Origin of the sequence: Pseudoalteromonas sp. 13-15, from assembly GCF_001468205.2 — a bacterium.
Taxonomy (GTDB): domain Bacteria; phylum Pseudomonadota; class Gammaproteobacteria; order Enterobacterales; family Alteromonadaceae; genus Pseudoalteromonas; species Pseudoalteromonas marina.
Genome location: NZ_CP019163.1, coordinates 420,774 through 445,954 on the forward strand (window position 1 = coordinate 420,774; position 25,181 = coordinate 445,954).

At 40.2% G+C, this 25,181-nt stretch carries 19 protein-coding genes, 1 rRNA gene and 2 pseudogenes; 10 read left to right on the top strand and 12 right to left on the bottom strand.

Annotation, left to right across the window (positions count from 1 at the left end):
• Window positions 1-9 precede the first annotated feature (9 nt).
• Window positions 10-513, top strand: coding sequence for a TFIIB-type zinc ribbon-containing protein (locus ATS72_RS17395; protein WP_058430345.1), 504 nt, complete (start codon window positions 10-12; stop codon window positions 511-513).
• A gap of 79 nt (window positions 514-592) precedes the next feature.
• Here ATS72_RS17395 and der read toward each other — a convergent pair whose 3' ends face one another.
• The 9 genes from der to ndk all read right to left on the bottom strand — a co-directional run bounded on the left by der (window position 593) and on the right by ndk (window position 11,217).
• Window positions 593-2,059 carry a ribosome biogenesis GTPase Der gene (gene der, locus ATS72_RS17400; protein ID WP_010556037.1) on the bottom strand — a complete coding sequence of 489 codons (1,467 nt, stop codon included), beginning with the start codon at window positions 2,057-2,059 and terminating at the stop codon, window positions 593-595.
• Window positions 2,060-2,133: 74 nt separating this feature from the next.
• Window positions 2,134-3,312 carry an outer membrane protein assembly factor BamB gene (gene bamB, locus ATS72_RS17405; protein ID WP_006793568.1) on the bottom strand — a complete coding sequence of 393 codons (1,179 nt, stop codon included), beginning with the start codon at window positions 3,310-3,312 and terminating at the stop codon, window positions 2,134-2,136.
• Between the two features lie 10 nt (window positions 3,313-3,322).
• Window positions 3,323-3,943, bottom strand: a complete 621-nt coding sequence (locus ATS72_RS17410) for a YfgM family protein (RefSeq protein WP_006793569.1) — start codon at window positions 3,941-3,943, stop codon at window positions 3,323-3,325.
• Window positions 3,944-3,962: 19 nt separating this feature from the next.
• The gene (gene hisS, locus ATS72_RS17415) at window positions 3,963-5,243 is read right to left on the bottom strand and encodes a histidine--tRNA ligase (protein WP_058430344.1); all 1,281 of its coding nucleotides are present in this window, start codon (window positions 5,241-5,243) and stop codon (window positions 3,963-3,965) included.
• Window positions 5,244-5,499: 256 nt separating this feature from the next.
• On the bottom strand, window positions 5,500-6,618 hold the full coding sequence (gene ispG / locus ATS72_RS17420) for a flavodoxin-dependent (E)-4-hydroxy-3-methylbut-2-enyl-diphosphate synthase (RefSeq protein WP_006793571.1): 1,119 nt from the start codon (window positions 6,616-6,618) through the stop codon (window positions 5,500-5,502).
• Between the two features lie 5 nt (window positions 6,619-6,623).
• On the bottom strand, window positions 6,624-7,484 hold the full coding sequence (locus ATS72_RS17425) for a RodZ domain-containing protein (protein ID WP_058430343.1): 861 nt from the start codon (window positions 7,482-7,484) through the stop codon (window positions 6,624-6,626).
• Window positions 7,481-9,352 (bottom strand): type IV pilus biogenesis/stability protein PilW, encoded by a 1,872-nt coding sequence (gene pilW / locus ATS72_RS17430; RefSeq protein ID WP_058430342.1) that lies wholly within the window; start codon window positions 9,350-9,352, stop codon window positions 7,481-7,483. Before pilW ends, ATS72_RS17425 begins: the two co-directional genes overlap by 4 nt.
• A 116-nt stretch (window positions 9,353-9,468) precedes the next feature.
• Window positions 9,469-10,602: a bifunctional tRNA (adenosine(37)-C2)-methyltransferase TrmG/ribosomal RNA large subunit methyltransferase RlmN gene (locus tag ATS72_RS17435; RefSeq protein WP_006793574.1), complete on the bottom strand. Its 1,134-nt coding sequence runs from the start codon at window positions 10,600-10,602 to the stop codon at window positions 9,469-9,471.
• A gap of 183 nt (window positions 10,603-10,785) precedes the next feature.
• Window positions 10,786-11,217, bottom strand: coding sequence for a nucleoside-diphosphate kinase (gene ndk, locus ATS72_RS17440; RefSeq protein WP_008111339.1), 432 nt, complete (start codon window positions 11,215-11,217; stop codon window positions 10,786-10,788).
• 227 nt (window positions 11,218-11,444) lie between these two features.
• On the opposite strand from ndk, the gene trhP reads away from it, so the two are divergent.
• The 4 genes from trhP (at window position 11,445) to ATS72_RS17460 (ending at window position 15,741) form a co-directional block, all read left to right on the top strand.
• Complete coding sequence (gene trhP / locus ATS72_RS17445) at window positions 11,445-12,833, top strand: prephenate-dependent tRNA uridine(34) hydroxylase TrhP (RefSeq protein ID WP_058430341.1); 1,389 nt, start codon at window positions 11,445-11,447, stop codon at window positions 12,831-12,833.
• Between the two features lie 832 nt (window positions 12,834-13,665).
• Entirely contained in the window at window positions 13,666-14,559 is an 894-nt protein-coding gene (locus ATS72_RS17450) for a hypothetical protein (RefSeq protein ID WP_058430340.1), read from the top strand.
• 400 nt (window positions 14,560-14,959) lie between these two features.
• Window positions 14,960-15,238, top strand: coding sequence for a transposase (locus ATS72_RS17455; protein WP_058430339.1), 279 nt, complete (start codon window positions 14,960-14,962; stop codon window positions 15,236-15,238).
• A gap of 47 nt (window positions 15,239-15,285) precedes the next feature.
• The gene (locus ATS72_RS17460; protein ID WP_058430338.1) at window positions 15,286-15,741 is read left to right on the top strand and encodes an IS3 family transposase; all 456 of its coding nucleotides are present in this window, start codon (window positions 15,286-15,288) and stop codon (window positions 15,739-15,741) included.
• 15 nt (window positions 15,742-15,756) lie between these two features.
• On the opposite strand, the pseudogene ATS72_RS17465 reads toward ATS72_RS17460, so the two are convergent.
• A pseudogene (locus tag ATS72_RS17465) lies at window positions 15,757-16,904 on the bottom strand (IS3 family transposase).
• Window positions 16,905-16,941: 37 nt separating this feature from the next.
• Between ATS72_RS17465 and ATS72_RS17470 the strand changes: the two are divergent.
• The 3 genes and pseudogenes from ATS72_RS17470 (at window position 16,942) to ATS72_RS19045 (ending at window position 19,181) form a co-directional block, all read left to right on the top strand.
• Window positions 16,942-17,535 carry a hypothetical protein gene (locus ATS72_RS17470; RefSeq protein WP_235591588.1) on the top strand — a complete coding sequence of 198 codons (594 nt, stop codon included), beginning with the start codon at window positions 16,942-16,944 and terminating at the stop codon, window positions 17,533-17,535.
• A gap of 179 nt (window positions 17,536-17,714) precedes the next feature.
• Window positions 17,715-18,812 carry a cell division protein FtsZ gene (locus ATS72_RS17475; protein ID WP_058430337.1) on the top strand — a complete coding sequence of 366 codons (1,098 nt, stop codon included), beginning with the start codon at window positions 17,715-17,717 and terminating at the stop codon, window positions 18,810-18,812.
• Between the two features lie 75 nt (window positions 18,813-18,887).
• Window positions 18,888-19,181: pseudogene (locus tag ATS72_RS19045) on the top strand (cyclic-phosphate processing receiver domain-containing protein).
• A 331-nt stretch (window positions 19,182-19,512) separates the two neighbouring features.
• Here ATS72_RS19045 and ATS72_RS17490 read toward each other — a convergent pair.
• A complete protein-coding gene (locus ATS72_RS17490; RefSeq protein ID WP_237113119.1) occupies window positions 19,513-20,310 on the bottom strand; it encodes a hypothetical protein in 798 nt (265 codons plus the stop codon).
• 262 nt (window positions 20,311-20,572) lie between these two features.
• Window positions 20,573-22,207, bottom strand: a complete 1,635-nt coding sequence (locus ATS72_RS17495; RefSeq protein WP_235591590.1) for a hypothetical protein — start codon at window positions 22,205-22,207, stop codon at window positions 20,573-20,575.
• Between the two features lie 271 nt (window positions 22,208-22,478).
• Here ATS72_RS17495 and ATS72_RS17500 point away from each other — a divergent pair, with 271 nt between their 5' ends.
• Together ATS72_RS17500 and ATS72_RS17505 are read left to right on the top strand one after the other, a co-directional pair.
• Window positions 22,479-22,724, top strand: coding sequence for a YfhL family 4Fe-4S dicluster ferredoxin (locus ATS72_RS17500; RefSeq protein WP_006794873.1), 246 nt, complete (start codon window positions 22,479-22,481; stop codon window positions 22,722-22,724).
• A gap of 674 nt (window positions 22,725-23,398) precedes the next feature.
• Window positions 23,399-24,934, top strand: a 16S ribosomal RNA gene (locus tag ATS72_RS17505).
• The last annotated feature ends 247 nt before the right edge of the window (window positions 24,935-25,181 follow it).

The following is a 25,181-nucleotide window of genomic DNA, read 5'->3' on the forward strand; positions in this document are numbered from 1 at the left end:
GAATTTTAAATGTACTGTCCTCGTAGTAATACGCCACTTGAACCTTTACTTGTTGGCGGCATTACTGTTTTTACGTCAGCGCAAGGCGGCGTGTTTTTTGATAACAGCCAAATTTTTAAGTTTAGCTCGCCAGAGTTAAAGCATGGTCAGGTATTACTTAAGTATTTGAGTAATTACATTGAAGGTGAGGGCGATGTATTATCGCGAGTAAATTGCCCAAAGTGCGCAAGCATAGTGATGATGCGCCGGTATTTTTCACCGCTCAAAGTGGTTGAGATAGACGAGTGCCCGGGTTGTGCAGGAATATGGCTTGATAGCGGCGAGCTTGCAAAAATACACGAAAACCATTTAACACCCAAAGCGAGAAAGTTGTTAGCCCACGAAATGGCCACCAATCATGGGTTTGTAACTATTAAACCGCCTGCTTCTAGGTTTATGCCAACTAATAAAAATAAAAGTGCGCACGAAACCACGGTTGAGAACTTAGTGCGCTTAGCTTTACTTAGCTTGTAACGTTTAATAATGTATTAAAACAAAAAACGGCGTACTAAAAAGTACGCCGCTTTTTGTAATAAATTAATGCTTATGCAGTTTATTTATTACGGTTTTCTTTTGCAAAGGCACGTATTTTACGTTTTTGCGAAAGCGTTACTTTATTAGTACGCCCTGCAAATGGGTTATCACCTTCTCTAAATTCAATTTTGATTGGGGTGCCCATAATTTTAAGTGCTTTACGGTAGTAGTTCATCAGGTAGCGTTTGTAGCTATCTGGTAAATCGTGAACTTGGTTACCGTGAATTACAATACGTGGCGGGTTATAACCACCGGCATGCGCGTATTTAAGCTTAACACGACGACCACGAACAAGAGGCGGCTGGTGATCGGCCTGTGCCATGTCCATAATACGGCGTAGCATTGCAGTACTTATACGTTTAGTTGCTGACTCGTACGCTTCATCAACGGATTCAAATAAGTGGCCAACACCTGTACCATGAAGTGCTGATATAAAGTGCAAGCGTGCAAAGTCAATAAAGCCTAAACGACGGTCAAGCTCGGTTTTAATACGATCTTTAACGTAGTCATCAAGCCCATCCCATTTGTTCACGGCAATAACCAATGAACGACCTGAGTTAAGCGCAAAACCTAATAAACTTAAGTCTTGATCAGAAATACCATCGCGCGCATCTACAACCAATAAAACAACATTACAATCTTCAATAGCCTGCAGTGTTTTAATAACTGAGAACTTTTCTACTACGTCGCTTACTTTTTTACGTTTACGTACACCAGCTGTGTCGATTAACACGTACTCTTTTTCGTTACGTGTCATAGGGATATAGATAGAGTCGCGCGTTGTACCTGGCATATCGTACACAATTACACGTTCTTCACCTAGTATACGGTTTGTAAGTGTTGACTTACCAACATTAGGACGACCAATAATTGCAAGCTTTACCGGCTTATCTGCAAATGCTTGGTGGTCGGTATCATCGCCTTCACCTTCTTCGTAAAGGTCTATTAGCTCTTCATCGTCATCGGCTACGTCTTCATCTTGTGCTGCTAGTTCGGCAATCACAGGTTGAAGTGTGTGCTCAAGTAAAAGTGTAATACCACGACCATGCGCTGCTGCTATGTGATGAATTTCACCCAGTGATAGCTGGTAAAATTCAGCACAATTTGAATCAGCGTCTATGCCATCGGTTTTATTGGCAACAACAAAACATTTTTTGTCTTGCTTGCGAAGATGATTGGCAATAGCTTGGTCGGCAACGGTCATACCTACGCGTGCGTCTACTAAAAACAGTACGATGTCGGCTTCTTCAATAGCAAGTAGCGATTGGTCAGCCATTTCGATCTCGATGCCTTCTTCTGTGCCATCAATACCGCCCGTGTCCACCACGATAAATTCATAGCCATCGTAATTAGCTTGGCCATATTTTCTATCTCGTGTTAAACCTGGAAAATCGGCTACGAGTGCATCACGAGTACGTGTTAAACGGTTAAATAATGTGGATTTGCCCACATTGGGTCGCCCAACTAGAGCGATCACGGGAAGCATAAACTACCTCTTTAAAAAACAACAAAAGGCTTCGCAGAGCGAAGCCTTACAAAAAACCTTTAAGTGTTAGCTAGTTAGTTTGGTATTGTTACCGCACTTACTTCACCGTCACGGGTGTATAATATCAGTTTGTCGTCGGCAACAACAGGTTCAACAAAGAAGCCTGAGCTGTCAAAGTCTTCACGAGATACAAGCTCACCAGTGTCTTTGTTTAGCCAATGTAGGTTACCTTCTTGGTCGCCTAAGGCTAAATAGTTACCTGTAACAGCAGGACCTGTTAAGTACCAACCACGAAGTGCGGGTTGGCTCCAACGTTCAATACCTGAATTTTTATCTAATGCATAAACAACGCCGTTGCTGTCTACTACATAAATACTTTGCGCATCCATCGAAATTTCGCGATAGCTACTGTATTCGCGCTTCCAAACAACATTACCAGAGCGAATATCCACTGCAGCTAAGTTACCGTTGTATGCAATTGCATAAGCGTATGGGCCGCTAATGAGTGGCTGCGTGTCTACATCAACTAGGCGTTCAAATTCTGAGGCACCTTTTGCAGCTGCAATTTCTGCACTCCAAGCTGAGTAACCACTTTCTGAAATTAATACGCTTAATTTACCTGTTTCAAGGCCAACTAAAACACCACCATTGGCAACAGTGGGTGCACTTTGTCCACGTAATGTAAGCGCAGGCACTTCTTGCTCAAAGCTCCAACGCTCTTCACCAGTATCGGGATGAAGGGCTAGTAATTTACCCGAGCCTAAGTTTACAAATATTAAGCCATCGCCAGCTGCTGCTTTTGAAAGTGATTCACCAGGTACGTTTTTACGCCATACTTCTTCGCCGGTTTCGCGGTCAAGTGCTACAACAAAGCCATGTTCAGAACCAATATACAGTTTACCATAAGCTTGTAATATACCACCTGATAATTTTGCTGAACCGTCGTCGCTCCAAGGCCAAAAAGAGGTGTCTTGGCGTACGTCGGTGTCCCACTGTACATCGCCGTTAGTAAGCGATAACGCTTCTACTTGACCTTCGCGGTTAGCAACATAAACAGTGTCTTTGTAAACAGCAGGTGTTAAGCGAGAAAAATAATGCTCTACGCCGCTACCTACAGACTCTTGCCAAACCACATCAGTTTCAAACTGATTGACGATTTCAGGAAGGACTAGTTCGTCTTCTTCATCACTTGATGAACAACCCATTAGCGTTGCCATACATAGGGCAAGGGTTGCGGTCGTTAATTTTTTCATACCTAAAACCTTATGCCGCTGGGCTAGTTACTGCTAGGTCATCTAACTTAACTTGTAAAAGTGGGTTACCTGTTAACCCACCTGCATCTACTGCAGCTTGATAAGCAGTACGTGCTTGTTCTTTATTACCTTGCTGAGCATAAATATCGCCTTTAAGCTCTGCAACGTTTGCATTAAATGCTTCAGGTAATGGTGCATTTAGTGTGCTTAAAGCATCGTCAAAATTAGTTTGTGCAATTTGAATACGCGCTAAACGTGTAATCGCAATTGCTTTTAATTCTGCATTATCAACGTTTGATACAATCCAGCTTAGCTTTTCACTAGCGACATCTAATTTTTGTGCTTCTACCGCATCTTTAGCGGCAACAAACGCTGCAAGTGCAGCATAGTTTGTGTCTTTATTTTCACTGATAAAAGCATCAGCTGATGATAAAACATCATCACCTTCAACTAATTTAGTGTAAGAATCTGACGCTTGCTCAGCGGTTGTAATTTGGTTTTGGTTATAAGCTTTCCAACCATATAAGCCACCTAAGCCAACAATTACACCAAGTGCCAGTGAAAGACCGTTTTCACGGAAAAAGCGTTTAATTGCTTCTGCTTGTTCTTCTTCTGTTGAATGTATATCCATGATTACCTCTAATATCTGCTTAGCCGATTATAAGCTCAGCTAGTAGCGCTTTAGCTTGTTCTAATTTTAATGTGACTTGTTCTTTACGCTCGCGTAAATACTTTATAGTCACAACGCCTTGCTCTAATTCATCTTCACCAATAATTACGGCAACAAGTGCATCGCTTTTATCGGCACGTTTTAATTGTTTTTTAAAGTTTCCGCCACCCGCGTGAACCATCACACGAAGGCCAGCCACATCACGGCGTAGTTCTGACGCGATAATTGGGGCTTGAATACTTGCTTTGTCGCCCATTGCCGCTAAATATACATCAGCATTACGACGTATGTCACCAACACATTCAAGTGCTTGTAGTAGCAATACTAAGCGCTCTAGGCCCATTGCAAAGCCAACTGCTGGGGTTGCCTTTCCACCAAGTTGCTCTACTAAACCGTCGTAACGTCCACCTGCACACACAGTGCCTTGCGCGCCAAGGCTGTCGGTTACCCATTCAAATACTGTGCGGTTGTAATAGTCTAAACCGCGCACTAATTTTTCGTTAACCGTGTATGAGACGCCAGCTGCGTCTAAACGTTCACATAAATTTTCAAAATGTTCTTTTGATTCAGCATCTAAATGCTCAGATAATTTAGGCGCTTCAACTAAGATTGCTTGAACGTCTGGATTTTTGCTATCAAGTACACGTAACGGGTTTGAATACATACGGCGTTTTGAGTCTTCATCAAGCACGTCGGTATGTTGTTCAAGGTAAGCAACAAGCGCATCTCGGTAATCGGCGCGCGCTTCGTTAGAACCTAAAGAGTTAAGCTCTAAACGTACGTGCTCAGTAATGCCAAACGCTTCCCAAAGCTGTGCTGTTAATAAAATAACTTCTGCGTCTATGTCGGCTGTGGCAATACCAAAGGTTTCTAAACCAAATTGGTGAAATTGACGATAACGCCCTTTTTGCGGACGCTCGTGACGAAACATAGGGCCCATATACCAAAGACGTTGCTCTTGGTTATACAGTAAGCCATTTTGGTTGCCAGCACGTACACAGACTGCGGTGCCTTCAGGGCGAAGTGTTAGTAAGTCGCCATTGCGATCGGCAAAGGTGTACATTTCTTTTTCTACTATATCGGTTACTTCACCAATAGAGCGTTTAAATAGATCGGTTGATTCTACAATAGGAAAACGAATTTCTTGATAACCGAACGATGCTACAGTCTCGCGTAAAATGTTTTCTACTTTCTGCCAAATTTGTGTATCGCCCGGCAGACAATCGTTCATACCGCGAACTGCCTGAATTTGTTTTGCCACTGATAAATCCTAATTACTGTTTATGTGTAATAAAAAAATGCTTACACAACGAGAATGCTTAAAATTGACCCGACATTATATACCCAAACCAACTCAAGATGCGAGCGTCGTTGGAATTAAAAGAAATTACCATTATTAAAAGTAATACTTTGATATAAAGCCTGATGAAGCGTTGAGCTCTGTATTTTTGAATGCTTGGGTAAATCTATTATAAAGGTCAACGCCAAACACAAATGCTTGGCGGTTTATACGTTATTTATTCGACTATTTTTACATCGATAGGGGTTTGGCTTTGTTTTTTATCTATGAAATCGCGAACGTAGCCCTCTAATTGCTCAACAATATTGTTATTGTCGATACGGGCTTTTTGACGTTCACCATTTATATACAAACCAGAACGGCGATTTGCACCGGCAAGGCCAATATCACTGACGAGTGCTTCACCAGGGCCATTTACTACACAACCAATAACCGATACAGAAACCGGTTCGATTATATCTTCAAGGCGTTCTTCTAGTTGGTTCATAGTGCTTACTACATCAAACTCTTGACGAGAGCAGCTGGGGCAGGCAATAAAGTTAATACCACGAGAGCGAATGCGCAGTGATTTTAATATATCAAAGCCTACTTTTATTTCTTGTACCGGGTCGGCGGCGAGTGATACACGTAATGTATCGCCTATGCCTTCGGCTAGTAACATACCTAAGCCAACAGCCGATTTAACCGAACCTGAACGCATGCCGCCAGCTTCAGTGATACCCAAATGCAAAGGTTGGTCTATTTCTTTTGCAAGCAAGCGATATGCGCCTACAGCTAAAAATACGTCTGACGCTTTTACCGATATTTTAAATTGATCAAAATCAAGGCGACGTAATATATCAACATGGCGCATTGCTGATTCTAATAACGCCTCAGGTGTTGGTTCACCATATTTTTCCTGTAAATCGCGCTCAAGTGAGCCACCGTTTACACCAATACGAATAGGGATATTGTGCTCGCGAGCTGAATCAACAACAGCTCTAATGCGCTCTTCGCTTCCGATATTACCAGGGTTTATACGTAAACAATCTACGCCATACTTTGCCACTTTTAGGGCTATGCGGTAATCAAAATGAATGTCGGCAACAAGCGGAATACTTACTTGCTCTTTTATACTTTTAAACGCTTCAGCTGCGTCCATAGTCGGTACCGATACTCGTACTATGTCGGCGCCAGCATCTTGTATGGCTTGAATTTGTGCAACGGTTGCATCAACATCCATGGTGTCGGTATTAGTCATCGACTGCACGGCAATTGGAGCGCCGTCGCCAATAGGCACATTACCTACATTAATACGGGTGGATTTTCTGCGTTTAATTGGTGATTCTGAAAACATAGCGACTACTCTGCTAATGGTAATGTAAATTTGGCTAAACGGTTCTTAGGAAAAGCCGAAATATCTATTGGCTCACCGTTTAAGGTAATGTTAACTACATTGTGCTTACCAAGCACAACAGCAAAAGGAGGTGTACCAGAAACAGTCATTCTGTAACCTGCTTTTTTAACGCCAAAGGCTATTTTTTCGCCTTCGCCGTCGTGAATTTCGACCCAGCTTTCGTCATTAAATAGCATTTCTATTGTGCTGATGTCGGCTTTATCGGTATCTGACTCAGAAGTTTGTTCGTTAACTGCTTGTGTTATTTCGTTATTTGTAAAATCTGTACTTTGCTCAACAGGCTCTTGGCGTAACTCATCAACATCGTTTGCTGTTTTTTGCTGTTCAATATTAGTTGATTGAATGGCTTGGCGTTCACTCATTATGGTGTTGCCAATATTTATATTTGTGGTTTGTTCTTCAATTGGGGTGGCGTTTTGCCAAAACCATAAAGCAGACGAGCCAATAACAATGGCTATAATAATGTAAGTTACCAACATTAAACGGCTATCGCTTGCTTCTTTTTCTGTACGACGAGAAAAGCTCTGCATGTTAGCTGGTTTTGCTGGCTCAGGTGGTGCTGGCAACATGGCTAATATAGGTGCGCTATCTACTTTTAATTCACGGCAATAGTTCTTTATATAACCTTTAACAAAAGTAATAGGTCCTAACGCTTGAAAGTCGTCATTTTCAAGGTGCTTAATTTGAAACTCAGATAGCTTTAGTGGTTTAGCGATGGTTTCAATGCTTACCTTGGCTTGCTCTCTGTGTGCTTTTAAAATTTGGCCTACTGTAGGCTGCTCGCTTTGCGTATTTTCTTCATTCATAATAGGTATGAGTCTGGATCCACTAGTAAAAGTCTATGTCCTGGTTTTAGCTCTATATCAGGACTTAATTTATTCCATCGCATTAATTCATCAATTAATACTTGCTTCTGGGTAGCAATATCGTAAAGGGAGTCACCAGATTTAATTTCGTAATAAATATTAGGATCGTTTAAGTAAATTTTACTGCCATTCATTACCCGATCCGACTCTTTTAATCCATTCCATTGTAGGAGCTTTTGTAGTTTAACATTGTATCGCACCGAAATGCTAAATAGGTTTTCACCAAACTCAATGATATGAAAAGGCACTCGTAATGTAGCGACTTTAGGATTTAACATAGGTAACGCTGTTTGCTTATTTGATGATAAGTTTGTAAATGTAACTTCATTACCGTTTTGGTAACTACTCGTTTCAAAAATATCTTCATTTTTAGTGGCTTCGTAAAAAACAACATTTGAGTCGTTACTGGCAGCTGGCGTGTTCGTCTTGACTGCTGGCTGATTTGTTTGAGGTGAATTAAAGTTAGCCGTTTTAGGCGCCCCAAAAGAAATAATTTTCACCTCTTCTTTTGGTGCTGCTGGTACTACTTTAGCTGTTACTGTTGAAGCTGCTGTGCTTGAATTAGTAGCTGGCTCTTCAATAACTGACTCAGGCATATTTGTTGTTTTTGGTTGGGCTGTTAATGCAAGTAATACCGCAGACGTATCTGTTGATGGCCCAGAGGGTTTAATTTGTTTTGTTTCAGCTTGTACTGACTGTTTTACAATGGTTGCCTCAGGTGCTTTAGGTTTAACTTTTTTTGGAGTGACTTCTGGTGTTGTTGCAGCTTCATCAACAGCTGTATCTGCGCTTGTGTTTATATCATTTCTGGCTATGACCGGATTCGCATCTTGCGTGTTTTGTTCAGGCTTTGCTGGGGTTACTTGTGCCGGTTGCTTAATAACCAGGCTTGTTGTGCTGTCTTGATTAGGTGCTTTTTTTCTTACTATTTTTATTTTTGGTTTTGCACTTATATATGTGCCGTCTGCATCAGCTTTTAACTCGTTGAGTTTTGCCTTACGATATTTCTCGCGCAGCATTTCAAATTCGTTAAATCGTGTGCGTTGCTCTCTAATTGCGTATGCTTCTTTACTAGTAGAATAGGTTTGTAAAAGTGTGCTTGCTACTTTTTCGGCTTCTTCTATTCGACCCATACGATTTTTAACTAAATAGCTAAGCATTAAAGCACGCGAGGATACTCGGCCTGTGTCGTCATGTTTTTTAAGAATGTCGTTCGCTTTGTATAAGTCACTTTTTGCATAAAACAGAGCCGCTAAGCTTATAAGAGTAGAGGTTCGTTGAGAGCTGTGATTAAGCGCTTGCTTAAAGTAAGTTTCTGCGTTTTCAAAATCATCAAATTCAATGGCGCACAACGCTAGATTTTCGTAGCTCTCGGCAACACGAATATACGTTGGAATTTCAATGGCTTTTAAAAATTGATCAGTGGCGCGGTCGTATTCATCAATACCACATAAAAATACACCGTAGTTGTTGAGTGTATTAGGATCATCAGGCTTTATATCTAATGCTTTTTGATAGGCTTTGTCGGCTAATGGGTTTTCACCTACTTGCTGGTAGTAGTAGGCCATAGAGTAATGAACTTCAGGTAAATTGGGAGCGAATTCAGCAGCGCGTTCTAGGTTGTATTTTGCTTGTGAATTATTACCTGTTTTTAGGTACTGTAAGGCTAAAGCTATTCGAGTGCGTGCTGCCCCGGCGTTATTGATTTTATTTTTGACAACGGGCTTATTACTGCCGTTATAACTACTTTCGGTAACACAGCCACTTAAAGCCAGTGCCGATAGTGTTATAGCAAGTATAGATCGCATTACCTTATCTCTTTATTTTTGTCCATATTGCCTATATTACCTAAAAGCCCTCATGTTGCATCAATTATTTAATAATAAACGATTTAACAGGAGGGCTTTTAGTAATTTAATTAAATTTAGGCTTGCTGGATGTTAACTGAGATTTTGTTATCGTCACGCATTTTCTTTTTCGCCATACGTTTAGTGCGGTCAACTACATCGCCAGCTAATTGCCCACATGCTGCATCAATATCATCCCCGCGAGTACGACGCACAATACATGTAATGCCAGCAGCTTGTAAAACCTTAGAAAAGCGGTCTATTCGGCTGTTGCTCGAGCGTGTGTATTCGTTACCCGGAAATGGATTAAACGGAATAAGGTTTACCTTAGAAGGCGTGCCTTTTAACGTTTTAACTAATTCGTGAGCTTGGTCGGTGCTGTCGTTAACGCCGTTAAGCATTACGTATTCAATTGTTACGTCTTTATTGGCTTTAGAGCCATCAATGTAGCGACGACATGCGGCTAAAAACTCTTCAATAGGGTACTTTTTATTAATAGGCACTAAAATATCACGCAGTGCGTTATCTGGCGCGTGAAGTGAAATAGCAAGCGCTACGTCAATCTTCTCTTTTAATAAATCAAGTGCCGGTACCACGCCCGATGTACTTAATGTTACGCGGCGCTTAGATAAACCAAAGCCCCAGTCGTCCATCATTAATTCCATAGCAGGTACTACGTTTTTAACGTTAAGTAATGGCTCGCCCATACCCATCATTACTACGTTAGTAACAGGGCGCTTTTCGCTGTTGCCATCAAGGCCAATATCTTTAGCTACACGCCATACTTGGCCAATAATTTCAGACACTTTTAAGTTACGGTTAAAGCCTTGTTGTGCAGTAGAGCAAAACGTACATTCTAAAGCACAGCCAACTTGTGAAGATACACATAACGTTGCACGTTCTTTTTCTGGGATCCAAACGGCTTCAACTTCTTGGCCGCCTTCAAGGACTAATGCGTATTTGATTGTACCGTCGCTCGCTTGTTGGCGAACTGATATTTCAGGGGCTACAATTTCGCATTCAGCTTTAAGCTTTTCTTTAAGCTTTTTATTTACATTGCTCATTTCGTCGAAGTTATCTACGCCAAAATGATAAATCCATTTCATCACCTGATCGCCACGAAATGGCTTTTCACCGAACGATACAAATAGCTCACGCATTGCATCTCGGTTTAAATCTAATAAGTTAATCTTTTTTTGCGCAGTGGTCATGAAACAACCTTAATCAGTAACGGTGGTGATAAAATTTACAAGGGCGAATTGTACACAATTCACTCACTTTAATCATTAAGTAAAACATCAAATATGCCAGTGTAATACTTTAATTAATGACTAAAAAAGGGCTCGAAAGCCCTTTTCATACTTTGCATCACAGGGTTAACTGTGAAACTCAAATTAACGAGTACGTGGGCAAAGCTCTTCGTCAGCGAAGAAGTACGCGATTTCGCGAGCAGCAGATTCAACAGCGTCAGAACCGTGAACAGCGTTTTCGTCGATGCTGTCAGCGTAGTCTGCACGTAAAGTACCAGCTAGTGCTTCAGCAGGGTTAGTAGCACCCATGATTTCACGGTTTTTAAGAACAGCGTTTTCGCCTTCAAGAACGGTAACCATTACTGGGCCAGAAGTCATGAAAGAAACTAAAGCGCCAAAGAAAGGACGTTCGCTGTGCTCAGCGTAGAAGCCTTCAGCTTTCTCTTGTGAAAGGTGAACCATTTTAGCTGCAACGATTTTAAGGCCAGCAGTTTCGAAACGGTTGTAGATAGCGCCGATGTGGTTTTTAGCTACTGCATCAGGTTTTACGATTGAGAAAGTACGCTCTAAAGCCATCTTTATGCTCCAATAATTTATAAGTAAAAGTGTGAATATTAACGGGCGCGAATTATACGCGCTTTAGCTGAAAAATCCTAATTTTATTAAAAACCAGTTCAATTACAATTTTATGATCTTGATCAAGGGGAAATTTTTAGTGCTATTTATACTGCCGCGCTTTGATTTTATATTTAAATTTATGACGCACACCATTGGCTTAATGTCCTTTGTTGTAGGGAGCGCAAATGTCACCTGTTTCTTCAAGCCGTTTTATACCTGAACTATTGTGCCCTGCAGGCAGTTTAAAAAATATGCGTTACGCTTTTGCATATGGGGCCGATGCCGTTTACGCCGGCCAGCCTCGCTACAGTTTGCGTGTACGAAATAATGAGTTTGACCTAGACACATTACAAATAGGCATTAATGAAGCTCACGCATTAAATAAAAAGTTTTATGTGGTCTCTAATATTGCACCGCATAACGCTAAGGTTAAATCGTATTTACGTGATATTGAACCGGTAATAGCAATGGGGCCCGATGCGCTGATTATGTCCGATCCGGGTTTAATTATGCTTGTTCGTGAAAAATGGCCAACAATGCCGATTCATTTATCAGTGCAAGCAAATGCCGTTAATTACGCTAGTGTGCGGTTTTGGGCAAAACAAGGTATTGAGCGTGTTATTTTATCTCGCGAGCTATCGCTTGAAGAAATAAAGGAAATACGCACACAGTGTCCAGACACCGAGCTAGAAGTATTCGTGCATGGTGCATTATGTATGGCTTATTCTGGACGATGTTTACTCTCGGGTTATATAAATAAGCGCGATCCAAATCAAGGTACGTGTACGAATGCATGCCGTTGGGAATACGATGTAAAACCCGGTACTGAGAACGAAACCGGCGAAATGGTGCATAAGTTTGATCCGAAACAGGTAATTCCTACTCTTGGCGAAGGCGCGCCAAGTAACGATGTATTTATGCTCGAAGAGCAAGGTCGCCCAGGTGAGTATATGCCAGCATTTGAGGATGAGCATGGCACTTATATTATGAATTCAAAAGATTTGCGTGCCGTGCAGTATGTTGAACAGCTTACAAAAATGGGCGTACATAGTTTAAAAATAGAAGGGCGTACTAAATCATTTTATTACGTTGCGCGCACCGCTCAGGTATACCGTAAAGCAATAGATGATGCGGTTGCGGGTAAACCATTCGATACAAACTTATTTAAGACGCTTGAGAACTTAGCACATAGAGGCTATACCGAAGGCTTTTTAAAACGCCATGCTCACCAAGAGTATCAAAACTACGAATACGGTCACTCGGTGTCTACTAAGCAGCAATTTGTGGGTGAAGTACTAGGGCGCTGCGAAAATGGACTAGTTGAAATAGACGTTAAAAATAAATTTTGTGTTGGGCATTCTTTAGAGCTGATGACACCGCAAGGAAACATTACGTTTGAGCTTGAATACATGCAAAACAAAAAGGGCGAAAGTATTAGCGATGCCAAAGGCTCTGGGCATATTGTAAAAATTCCGCTAGATGAAGGTATTAATTTAGAGCACGCCATTTTGATGCGTAATTTAGATGAGCACCAAGATACACGTAACCCCCATAAGCATACAGTAGTAACTTAACGATTAAACTTAGTAATGAAGGTATCTGTATATCACTGTGAACTTTATTGCTTAAATAAAACGAAAAAGTTTATTCATAATAAAAGCTACTTATTAAAGAAATGAACTAATTTACATGCAGTCTGTTAAATCAAGACTCTTCTTTCTTAGTGTTTATATGAGTTATAACCAGTTTAACCAAAATGATAGTAAGTACAACTGCGGGGAATATCCATACATAATCAGCCATTGTTTTTAACTCCAAAACTTAATTAATGACATTAAGATTAATGTTTTCTTAGCGGTTTGCAATAAAAAATTAATGGGTGCTCGGTATCTTTTTTAGAGATGAAAAGCGTTAAGTAACCTATAAACTACATATCACAAGTGCGATTCAGTATTTGCACTCTATTTAAGATCAAAAAAGGAAGTAATAGTGGCACTACTAATAAATAATAAATGCATTAACTGTGATATGTGCGATACTAGAACTTTAATGCTTTAAATTCAGTGGATTAAAAAGTGTGTTACTGCTTTCTAGTTGCCGACAAGTAACCGTAACACAGATTTTGCATTTGCCACACCAAGGTATACGATTTTTCGGTTGATTTTTATACACCCTGCCTAATAGAAAATAATTTACAACTTTCACAGCCGCTCAGCATAATGGTTTTTACGACCTACTTAGTGCAAATATCAAGCATGATGTTTACTTATTGTCCCGTCATTATTTGTGTATCATTATCTTCTTGATTAACAGTAAATTTTCTGAAAAACTGTTGCCGCTTTATTACGGAATGTTACAAAGCAAAATAATAATCAAATAAATTTGATCAAAAAATAAGGATGTATTGTGAAGTATAAGTTGTACATATCAATAGTATTATTAGCTACTTTTTTATCTGGCTGTGGCGCAACATTCAAGGCTGTTCATGCAGGTAAATCACCTATGCAGATAGTGGCAAATAAAAGAGTTTTTGAATTTACGAAGGTTAAACAAGAAGGTGCTAGTAGTATAACGGAGTTTGATATTGCGTATGCTATCAAGACTCAAATAAGCGGGAAGGCTCCATATAGTAATTGTGGAAGTCTTTGTACAAGAAGAATCAATCCAGGAGCGCCGCTAGAAAAGTGGGGAAGAACTGTTTCTTTAAACACCTCGAATAAAACTATCAGATTAACGTTAGTAAACGGAGAGCTCTTTAGTACAGGTGATTTCCATTCGACTAAGTTGTACGCTGACTTCAAATACGAAATTTCTGAAACACCAGAAAAACTCATATTTACTTTATTCCCTGCATCGGAAGTTGAGACTGTTCCAGGCAAAAATCCTATTTTTATGACATATACCCCATTGATGGAAGGGCAAAAGCTGGAGCAACGTTTGGTTAAGCTTTTTAGCGATATAAATCCCTCTATTAAGAAAAAAGTCACTCGAAGTGGAGAATTTAATGTAGATTTTGATCCTGCATCTGTTAAAACTAACTTCACTAGGTTGCTTGATGGCTGGGGAAGGAATGAAAGTGAAAGCACTTCTAAAAACAAATATGAAAGTTCATTTAAGTTAAGTATTGGAAAAACTACGGCCAAAGTTGACGTAAATATATTCTTGTATCGTGGTAATTCAAAAGTTGAATATTCAATTTCTTATCCTTACATTATTTCTGGTAATGGAACTAGCTCTGTGAAAGAGCCTGCCATTATGGATAAACTTATAGAGCATGTGCGTAAAGTAGCTAATAGCTAAGCTAATACTGACAGCACTACTAAAAGAGCGAGAGTGCAACCTCTCGCTTAATTTATGTTTTACCGCTAGTGTGCTTAAAATTAAGTCGATTCATCGAACTCACCTTAGACCTGACTAAAGTCTGTGTTAAATTTGGTGGGGTTGAAACAAACGCCTATAAGTACACTATTTAAGATCTGTCAGAGATTACCTCCACTCAACATATTGATACTAAATACAATATTGCTTTATTACAAAGGGAATAAATACCTTGGGTGATTTTTCTTGGCAGAGCACTTCTTTGGTAGCTTGATTGATTAACCCGCATAAAACCCTTGCTGTCTTCATTATTTATTTGTACTACCCATAGTTTGCTAGACACCCAATAAGTTACATTGTAACTTCTAATAAGAGGTGTTTTATGAGCAAAGGCAAGAGTTATACCCAAGAGTTTAAAGAAGCGGCTGTTAAACAAATTACTGAGCGCGGGTATTCAGTCGCAGAAGTCGCTGAACGTTTAGATATTTCTACCAAAACCTTATATCACTGGCGGAGCCAGTTATCAGATAAACCTAAAGCCGTTCAATCATCCGATGAAAAATTGAAAATAGCTAAATTAGAAGCGCAATTGAAACGTGTCACGGAGGAACGGGATATTTCAAAAAAGGCCGCAAGGTACTTTGCCAGCAACCCTGAGTAAAGAACGGCTTCATTCGTGATCACCAAGATGAGTTTTCCATTACGACGATGTGCCGTCTTTTTAAACTGCATCGTAGTGGTTTTTATGCGTGGTTAAAGAAGCCCATAAGCAATCGAACGCTTGAAGATAATCGCTTGTTGAAGCTCATTAAAGTGTTTTATGTAGCCAGTGGCAGTACGTATGGTAGCCCTTGGATACATTCAGACTTGCGTGAAGCCGGTGAGCAATGTAGCGTAAATCGTGTCGCAAAGATCATGCGACAACATAAGCTTAAAGCGCAAATAGGGTATAAGCGTCGCCATATTAAAGGTGGTAAGACATCGCGGATTGCAGATAACTTATTAGCGCGTCAATTTAACCCGCCAGCGCCGAATCAATCGTGGGTAAGCGACATAACTTACATAAGAACTTATGAAGGTTTTTTATATGTGGCAACAGTAATGAACTTATTCCCTCGACGTATTGTGGGGTGGTCGATGGATAAAAATATAGACAAGCACTGAATCGACCAGACTTTACTAGACAGATTTTCGTTTGAATTCTTCTAGCTTTTCATAAGCCAGTGGAGGCATATTATTCGCTTCACCATGCTTTCGTCTAGAGTTATAAAACATTTCGATGTAATCGAATATGTCGGCTCTTGCATGTTCACGTGTTGTATAAATTTTTCTCTTTATTCACTCTCGCTTAAGTAGCTGGAAGAAGCTCTCTGCGACGGCATTGTCGTGGCAGTTTCCTCGACGGCTCATGCTGGCCTTGAGATTATGTTCTGTTAAGAAGTCACTCCACTCATAGCCTGTGAATTGACTCCCTTGATCTGAGTGTATGAGCACTTGATTCTTGGGTTTTCTTCGCCATACTGCTGCTAGCAGTGCCTGAGTAACGAGTTCTGATTCCATACGAGAACTCATCGACCAACCAACCACAGCGCGAGAGTATAAGTCTAAAACGACGGCAAGGTAGAGCCAGCCTTCATGAGTGCGGATGTAGGTAATGTCAGTTACCCAGTATCTGTTCGGTGTAGCTACCGTAAACTGCCTATCAAGCACGTTATCGGCAACAACAGTAGGCTTGCCGCTGTGATGCCCTTTATGCTTTTTATAACCGACTTGTGCCTTTATACCTTCTAGCTTCATCAATTTAGCTACACGATGTTTGCTGCAAGCTTCACCTAAATCTTTAAGGTCACTCGTGACTTTTCTATACCCATAGACACAGCCACTTTCTAGCCAAGAATGCTTAATTAACCCCATCAGGCGCTCGTCTTCTAACTGTCGCTTTGATTTCGGTTTATCCACCCATGCATAAAAGCCACTTCGTTGTATTGAGAGTGCTTCACACATGAGTTTTATTGGGTAATTCTTGAGCTTGGCTTTTATGAACGCGTATTTTTCTTTGACTCGCCCGCGAAAAATACGGTGGCTTCCTTTAGGATGTCGCGTTCCATTGTTACGCGCTTAAGCTCTTTTTCTAGCTGCTTAATTCGGTCGGATTGTTCTTGAGACTGCCTATGTTCTTCACTGTCTGGGCCGTAGGCTTTTATCCAGTTATACAGCGAACTGCTAGTAACTCACAGCCTCTCAGAAACGCTTGCCACCGAATAACCTTGGTGGGTAACTTGTTTGACGGCTTGTATTTTAAATTCTTCTGTAAATCGCTGAGACATCTTTTCTCCTTAGTACACATAATTATAAAGCAATTAAGTGTCTAGAGAAGTCTGGTCGATTCACCCCAGTGATGTTAGACAGTCTGTAAACGTAAGAGCAGAGCAGGCGCTTAAACGTGTTAATGGGCATGTGCCTGACTGGCTTGTAATACTGCCAAAACCGTCGTTAAAAGTGAATGTTGATACTCAGTTGGTTGAGCAAATTGAGCATGCGATTAAGCATAAGCGTGCAGTGAGCGCTGAGCTTTATAGAGTACTTTACGATGAGGCACATTGGCTTAAGTTTGCTGAATTGAGTTTTTATAACTTAGTTGAACAAGGCGGCGTTTTAATGGCGCAGTTTATGGTTGGGTCGCTTCACGATAAATGCTATCAAATGCCGGTTTATCGCATTCGTAATGCACATGTACTACAAAAAAATCGTAGAGAACCGAGTACTGAACAACTAAAAACGTTGCGCAGTGCTATCAATAAAGGCATGAACCAAGAGTGTATTGAGCTTATCGTAAAAGCTCCCAAACACTCTGCGGTTAATCAAGGATTTATTGAGCTTGGCGAGATGACCGATAAGCAAAGTATTGATAAAAAAACGTATTACTTACCTACCAAACCATTGATACAGAACAACTAGTCGATGAGTTATTTAAATGTGCTCATTGGCTTTAAGTTATTAAGCCTGAAAAGCTGCGGCAAAGAATCGCTACAAAGCTTAAAGCGGCCGCTACCATCTATAAATAACTCCAACTAGTTTAGGTGCGTCAAAAATTGACGCACCTATTTGTTATGTCCTTTAAAAGTTAAGGAGTAGTTATGTTTCAATTAATTCAGCAAAATGATGGTTTATCAATCGGTGTATTTGGCATTGGTGTGTGTGGATGTAATACGCTTAACAGTATTTTTGAACAGCGTGAGTCTGATCAGGCGCACTTGTACAGCGTTAATACCGATAAAGTGGTGCTTGAGCATACGCAAAGTGATGAAGCTGTACTAATAGGTGCTGAGCTCACTCATGGTTACGGTGCCGGCGCAGACCCTAAAGTTGGACTGCAAGCGGCAGAAGAGAGTAAAGAGCAACTTTTAACGCTTATTAATGGCTGCGATATAATTCTGTGTGCAACAGGGCTGGGTGGCGGTACTGGGACTGGCGCCAGCCCTTACATTGCACAACTTGCTAGTGAGCAAGGTAAGCCCATTATATTTGTTGCTACATTGCCATTTAGTAGTGAAGGGCAGTTCAGAAGTAATATAGCGCAAACCGGCCTAAATGATCTAAAAGAACATGCTAACGCGGTTATTACACTCCCAAACGATCAACTTATTGAAGTGCTAGGCAACGATATAGGGTTATTTGATGCGTTTAAACACTCAAACCAAATACTCCACTCACTGATAAAATCACTCATCGATATGCTGTGCTTTCAAGGCCTAATAAACGTTGATTTAAACGATTTTGCTAAAATTATGGATTGCCAGGGTGATGCTGTACTAGGTGTTGGTAAATGCGATGAAGAAAGCGAACTTACTACTGCACTTGATGGGGCACTTAACAATCCGCTGGTTAATCAAGTTGATATGTCATCAAGTACCGGTGTAATAATACAAGTTAATTGCAAAGATGAAATTTCTCTGGGCAGTTATAATCTCATTACCGATACAGTACGCCATCAGGTAAGCCCTAATGCGTTAGTTATTTGTGGCGTCTCTAAAATAGAGAGCTTATCAACTAATTATGAGCTGTTGATCATCGCAACCGGTGCAAGTGCTAAGATGATTGTTGAACCTTTCAATAAAGCGCCTAGTAGCGAAGTCGAACAATCGCCAGCTACAAGAGCTAAATCCCAAACTTCTGATATTTTTGACATACCAGCGTTTATACGTAATCAAGTTCCAGCACCATCTGAAAAATAACTATTATTATATAGCTTAAAGGGTTGTTAGTTATTGCTTTCAGAGTCTGAATACATTTTTCAGTGAGATAAACCTATGAATGTATATTTAGATGATGAAAGAGAAACAAAAGCCGGTTGGTTACGAGCCTATTGGCCTGACGAAGTGATTGCATTTTTGAAAAGCGGCAAAGTAAAATAGCTCAGCCTTGATCATGATTTAGGAAATGATAATAAAGGCACTGGCTATGACGTTTTACTTTGGATTGAGCGGGCAGTGTTTATTGATGGCTTTGTACCACCGACAATAGCCGTCCATTCAGCCAATAGCTCAGCACGAATTAAAATGGAATGCGCAATTGCACAAATTAATTTACTGGCTAGGCATTAATACTGAATGAGACTAAAAATGAGTCACGTTCTAAAGTGATCGCCACTGAGCGAAAAGCATCGGATATTTTTGATACCCTTGCTTTTAGAAGAAATCAATCTGCACCACCTAGTAAAGCCCTTTATAGGTTTTGTAATCAAAGACAAAGTTGTATAGCAATATGTAAGTACTACTCTAATATTTGCATAGGGCGGCTCTTTTTAAGCTTTTGGGTTTGCTGAACTATATTACCCCAGATAGTGGAATAATCACTTACTGTGCTTTTGACTTTGGCGATAATTTTATTTGAATAATCTAATTTTAAAAATGATTTTTTAGTCGTTTTGTTTTTTTACCTAGCCTGTATTTTTACTTCTTTGAGTACTTCCTTCTCAAATAGGGAAAAGTTTTTATAAAGTGCTTTAATATCAGTGTTATATATTTTATTCGAGTGGTCATAATGTTTACTCATCGGATCGTGATCTGAAACAGAGTGATGAAGCATTTTTTTGGACTCAATTTCAGCAATTGTTGATGACCCAATTTTTTTAGTTAGCACTTCTTTCATATGTGACTTTAAGAAGCTGCGAAGTAGTGTTGGAAATGCTCCGGCTGAGCCTTTTATATTTATGTTATCTCGCGGGGCCGCTACCATGTCTTTTGGCGCATGATACTTAAGTGTTCGGTTTAAACTCTCTTTACTAATGGGTTTTGAGTTTTCTTTAACCTTGCAAAATAAGTAGGTGCGGTTTATGTCTGGGTTTAATTTTAACTCTTGTTGTATCGCTTCTCTCATCTCGCGTGTGAGTTGTATTTTAAACTCTTTTTGGTTTTTTATTGCCCCGCGAGCGATATGAGTTGTTTCAGGAAACGTTAAAAATTTAGGATTAGTTAAATCATCTATATACGATAGACGTAGGTTGCAAATATTTTTGGTCGCTTTTAATTTCGCTGCTGAAAAACTCATATCATTAGAATCACCAAGCTTAATATTTTTTATGCCATGTTCTTTTTTAAAATGAGTAAAAAATTTAATAATGCCATCATGCTGGAATACAATTCTTATTTGATCTTTAAGCTGATACTTTGAAAGTCTTCTTCCTTTTTCTTGCGCCAATATAATAGTCGCAAGACTGGCTAGCTCTTCCATTGACTCGTCATTGTACGGTGGCTTAAATGCATTAAATTCAGCCATGCAAAGGTCACGAATTTTAATCGTGACCTCACATGGTTTTATTGAATTTAATACTGATGTTGCCATTAATACATAAGCCTTAAAAAAGTTAAAATCATCAAATAACTGATGAGGTATCGCTCTAATAAGACAATGGTATGAAATTAATTTTTTTTACAAAAACTTTGGTAAGTCGAAATTAAACTTTTTTTAATTATTTTTTGCTTTGGCTTCTTGGTCATTTTAAATATCTCTCAACAACAGCTCTTCCTTCTTCGGTTAAGATCAAATCTTTTGTTACTCTGCCCGTATCACCAAGTGGCTGATTAATGAAGTTTACATAACCGCGCTTGTAAACTAGATGTGCTTTAATCCTATCTCTTAGTGCTTTCTTTTGGCTATTTTCTTCTAGATTGCTAGCCTGTTTACTCTGCATTCCTGTAAGTCTTAGCTTCTGATTTTCAAGCTCTTTAGCTCTTTTTAAAATAATAGCTTCATGAAGTTTAAAAACATTAAATTTCAACTTTGTTGAAGTGCCAAATAGCTCTTCAGATTTATCATAATTTAAGCCGTTTGGATCGTCTTCTTTTCTAAGGTGATGAAGTGCGAGTCTGGTGAGTTCCTCTGCGTGTTTAAAATGATAGCCGTTGGCAACCATAATCGCTTTTGTGTTGGATTTAAAAAAGCTTCGGCACATTGTGCAAAATGCGCCAGCAGAGCCTTTCATTACAATGTTTCTTTTATCTCTTTTTACTGCATCAACAGGTGAGTAATCTTTGATGATTTTGTCCAGCAACCTTTTAGCAAATGGTTTGTTAAGATCGCGAGGCTGAAGAAATATGTGATCAGGGTTACAGTTAGGGAGTGCATTTTCCATCCAGTCTCTCTGCTCTAAAATAATGGCGCGCATGGCTTTGGTTAAGGGCAATTTATATTCTTTTTGGTTTTTCATTTCTCCACGAACTCCGACAACAGATGCCGGAAAGGTAATTAATGTTGGGAAGTGGATACTATTGAGCCACTCCCACTTCATTTGTGAAATATTAATAGGGCGTATACCTGTCAAAATCATGAATCGAGCTGCATTTTTTTGATGTACATTTGGTGCAGACGCGAGGTTTATCCACAATTCAGCTATCGAATTTAAGTCAGTATAAACTTGGCAAGGACGAGGGCTTTCTACACGGTCAGATACGTAAAAGTCATCGATATCAGCTGCTGGGTTTTTACCTGAGTTAAATTTGTTTTTAGCAAATCGCCATACTCTTCTAATCTGTGCAAAAAGCTCGATTGCTTGGTTATTAGACTCTGTCTTGATAATTAAATCTACAATCTTCTCTAACTCTCCAGCTGAAAGAGACTGGAACGCACGCTTAAGTGGGAAATGATGCCTGAGCTTTTTTATTCTGCATTGATATGTTCTGAGCGATGAAGCTGCAAATTTGGTAGGTGCAGTGTTATGGCGCTCTATTAAGCTTTGTTCATAAGCATCAAACACAGTTTTAATATTATGATTATTTAAAACGCCATACATCATTTGATCAGTAAGCTTACGTGCTTTTGCTATTGTTAATTCAGGTGCTTCACCTAAATTGGTATTAGCTATACCAGATGATTTAGGGAAGTTAGAGTAGAAAATAGCAGCGCCAGACTTGGTGAAAATTAGTCGAATATGGTGTTGCGCTTCGTATTTCGATAACCTTTTAGTCTTACTAGGTTTAAGGCCTTGTTTATAAGTGCTTTTTTCTTCTAAAAATATGATGTGTTGAGCCAGCGTAGCACACCGATTTATGTGCTGCATAGAAAATGGCGATTTAAGTTGCTTCCATTCTAGTTTCAATTTCGTGTATTGAGCTTTGGTAAGCGTTGACAATGTTTTTTCACTTTGATTAAACCTATATAAATAAAGGCCTTGCGGCGATTTTTATTGATTAAGATCAACAAAGCAAAAGAGAATGATAGGCATAATTCGCGGCTGTTATTTACACCCAAAAATAAAAATTTGTGTTACTAATTTGTGTTACGATTTAAAGAAAAATAGCGGTTTTTTATTAAACTAGAACTGCACAAAAGTTAGCCTTTACACACCTTTGTTTTTACTTATCTTTTTGTTTTATATAAACTTTAATTTTAAAGGTTAGAAAGTGGCACTACTAATAAATAATAAATGCATTAACTGTGATATGTGCGACCCAGAGTGCCCAAATGAAGCAATTTATATGGGCGCTAAAATTTATCAGATAGATTCTGAAAGGTGCACCGAGTGTATAGGGCATTATGAAAAGCCAACCTGTATCAGTGTATGTCCAATAGATTGCATAAAACCAGATCCAAATTGCCGAGAAACTATTGATGAGTTAGCCGATAAATATATACGTATTAATGGTTAGTAATAGTACCAAACAATTTCACTCATACAGTTATTTATAAAGGCAGTTTGTGTGAGTGCTTAAGATGAATATTTATGAGGAAGCTCAAAGTTATTATTTTCGTAAAAGTGAAATTAGTTCAAAGTAAATAACCTCATCCTTTGTATAAACTGATTGAAAGGTCTTTTTATATGCAAATTATACCCCCTCAAACCGCGGTTTGTATGTATTTTGTACTAAAACCAAATTCTTTTGAATAAGCGTGAAATAAACGTTGACCATCATTCGAATATCCCTATAATGCGACCCCACTGAGACGGCAGAGCAGGCAACGCTTAGCGAGGCAAGCAAACCACTTAGTGAGTCGAGTAAAACTTGAGTTTAGATTTTTATAAATTTTAAAATTAAGTGTTGACAAAAACACAGGAAAGCGTAAGATTCGCTTCCCTTGAGTCGCTAAAGCAACTCAAACGTTCTTTAACAATATAAAGCAATCATCTGTGTGGGCACTCGTACAGATTGAGTTCTAACAGCCAAGCTACTTAGGTAGTGAGGCAAACAAATTAGAGTCTCAATTGAAACTGAGTGACCAACAGAATAATTACTTAGGTAGTTATTCAGCACAGTCAATTCAATATCGAAAGATATTAAATAAATTCAGAATTCATTGAGCTGTCGAAAGACACAAAACTTTTTAATTGAAGAGTTTGATCATGGCTCAGATTGAACGCTGGCGGCAGGCCTAACACATGCAAGTCGAGCGGTAACAGAAAGTAGCTTGCTACTTTGCTGACGAGCGGCGGACGGGTGAGTAATGCTTGGGAACATGCCTTGAGGTGGGGGACAACAGTTGGAAACGACTGCTAATACCGCATAATGTCTACGGACCAAAGGGGGCTTCGGCTCTCGCCTTTAGATTGGCCCAAGTGGGATTAGCTAGTTGGTGAGGTAATGGCTCACCAAGGCAACGATCCCTAGCTGGTTTGAGAGGATGATCAGCCACACTGGAACTGAGACACGGTCCAGACTCCTACGGGAGGCAGCAGTGGGGAATATTGCACAATGGGCGAAAGCCTGATGCAGCCATGCCGCGTGTGTGAAGAAGGCCTTCGGGTTGTAAAGCACTTTCAGTCAGGAGGAAAGGGTGTGAGTTAATACCTCACATCTGTGACGTTACTGACAGAAGAAGCACCGGCTAACTCCGTGCCAGCAGCCGCGGTAATACGGAGGGTGCGAGCGTTAATCGGAATTACTGGGCGTAAAGCGTACGCAGGCGGTTTGTTAAGCGAGATGTGAAAGCCCCGGGCTCAACCTGGGAACTGCATTTCGAACTGGCAAACTAGAGTGTGATAGAGGGTGGTAGAATTTCAGGTGTAGCGGTGAAATGCGTAGAGATCTGAAGGAATACCGATGGCGAAGGCAGCCACCTGGGTCAACACTGACGCTCATGTACGAAAGCGTGGGGAGCAAACGGGATTAGATACCCCGGTAGTCCACGCCGTAAACGATGTCTACTAGAAGCTCGGAACCTCGGTTCTGTTTTTCAAAGCTAACGCATTAAGTAGACCGCCTGGGGAGTACGGCCGCAAGGTTAAAACTCAAATGAATTGACGGGGGCCCGCACAAGCGGTGGAGCATGTGGTTTAATTCGATGCAACGCGAAGAACCTTACCTACACTTGACATACAGAGAACTTTCTAGAGATAGATTGGTGCCTTCGGGAACTCTGATACAGGTGCTGCATGGCTGTCGTCAGCTCGTGTTGTGAGATGTTGGGTTAAGTCCCGCAACGAGCGCAACCCCTATCCTTAGTTGCTAGCAGGTAATGCTGAGAACTCTAAGGAGACTGCCGGTGATAAACCGGAGGAAGGTGGGGACGACGTCAAGTCATCATGGCCCTTACGTGTAGGGCTACACACGTGCTACAATGGCGCATACAGAGTGCTGCGAACCTGCGAAGGTAAGCGAATCACTTAAAGTGCGTCGTAGTCCGGATTGGAGTCTGCAACTCGACTCCATGAAGTCGGAATCGCTAGTAATCGCGTATCAGAATGACGCGGTGAATACGTTCCCGGGCCTTGTACACACCGCCCGTCACACCATGGGAGTGGGTTGCTCCAGAAGTAGATAGTCTAACCCTCGGGAGGACGTTTACCACGGAGTGATTCATGACTGGGGTGAAGTCGTAACAAGGTAGCCCTAGGGGAACCTGGGGCTGGATCACCTCCTTATACGATTTAGAACTTATTTGTTCGTAGTGTCCACACAGATGATTGTTAATTAGTTAAGCCACTGGCTTAGTTAATTAATATGCTCTTTAAAAATTTGGAAAAGCTGATAATAAAATTCGTATGAATAACATTGTTATTTGTACAGAGTTTTCAAAAGTAAAAAAGAATGATAGCAGTATCATTCAGTGCCATTTAATCACTCTTATGAGTCGATTGATTGGTATCTACTTTAGTATTCAATATTAAC

Bases quoted from the DNA above. Each gene is read 5' to 3' on its own strand.
- ATS72_RS17395 (WP_058430345.1), top strand. From the start codon at position 10: ATGTACTGTCCTCGTAGTAATACGCCACTTGAACCTTTACTTGTTGGC.
- der (WP_010556037.1), bottom strand. From the start codon at position 2,059: ATGCTTCCCGTGATCGCTCTAGTTGGGCGACCCAATGTGGGCAAATCC.
- bamB (WP_006793568.1), bottom strand. From the start codon at position 3,312: ATGAAAAAATTAACGACCGCAACCCTTGCCCTATGTATGGCAACGCTA.
- ATS72_RS17410 (WP_006793569.1), bottom strand. From the start codon at position 3,943: ATGGATATACATTCAACAGAAGAAGAACAAGCAGAAGCAATTAAACGC.
- ispG (WP_006793571.1), bottom strand. From the start codon at position 6,618: ATGTTTTCAGAATCACCAATTAAACGCAGAAAATCCACCCGTATTAAT.
- ATS72_RS17425 (WP_058430343.1), bottom strand. From the start codon at position 7,484: ATGAATGAAGAAAATACGCAAAGCGAGCAGCCTACAGTAGGCCAAATT.
- pilW (WP_058430342.1), bottom strand. From the start codon at position 9,352: ATGCGATCTATACTTGCTATAACACTATCGGCACTGGCTTTAAGTGGC.
- ATS72_RS17435 (WP_006793574.1), bottom strand. From the start codon at position 10,602: ATGACCACTGCGCAAAAAAAGATTAACTTATTAGATTTAAACCGAGAT.
- ndk (WP_008111339.1), bottom strand. From the start codon at position 11,217: ATGGCTTTAGAGCGTACTTTCTCAATCGTAAAACCTGATGCAGTAGCT.
- trhP (WP_058430341.1), top strand. From the start codon at position 11,445: ATGTCACCTGTTTCTTCAAGCCGTTTTATACCTGAACTATTGTGCCCT.
- ATS72_RS17455 (WP_058430339.1), top strand. From the start codon at position 14,960: ATGAGCAAAGGCAAGAGTTATACCCAAGAGTTTAAAGAAGCGGCTGTT.
- ATS72_RS17460 (WP_058430338.1), top strand. From the start codon at position 15,286: ATGTGCCGTCTTTTTAAACTGCATCGTAGTGGTTTTTATGCGTGGTTA.
- ATS72_RS17475 (WP_058430337.1), top strand. From the start codon at position 17,715: ATGTTTCAATTAATTCAGCAAAATGATGGTTTATCAATCGGTGTATTT.
- ATS72_RS17490 (WP_237113119.1), bottom strand. From the start codon at position 20,310: ATGGAAGAGCTAGCCAGTCTTGCGACTATTATATTGGCGCAAGAAAAA.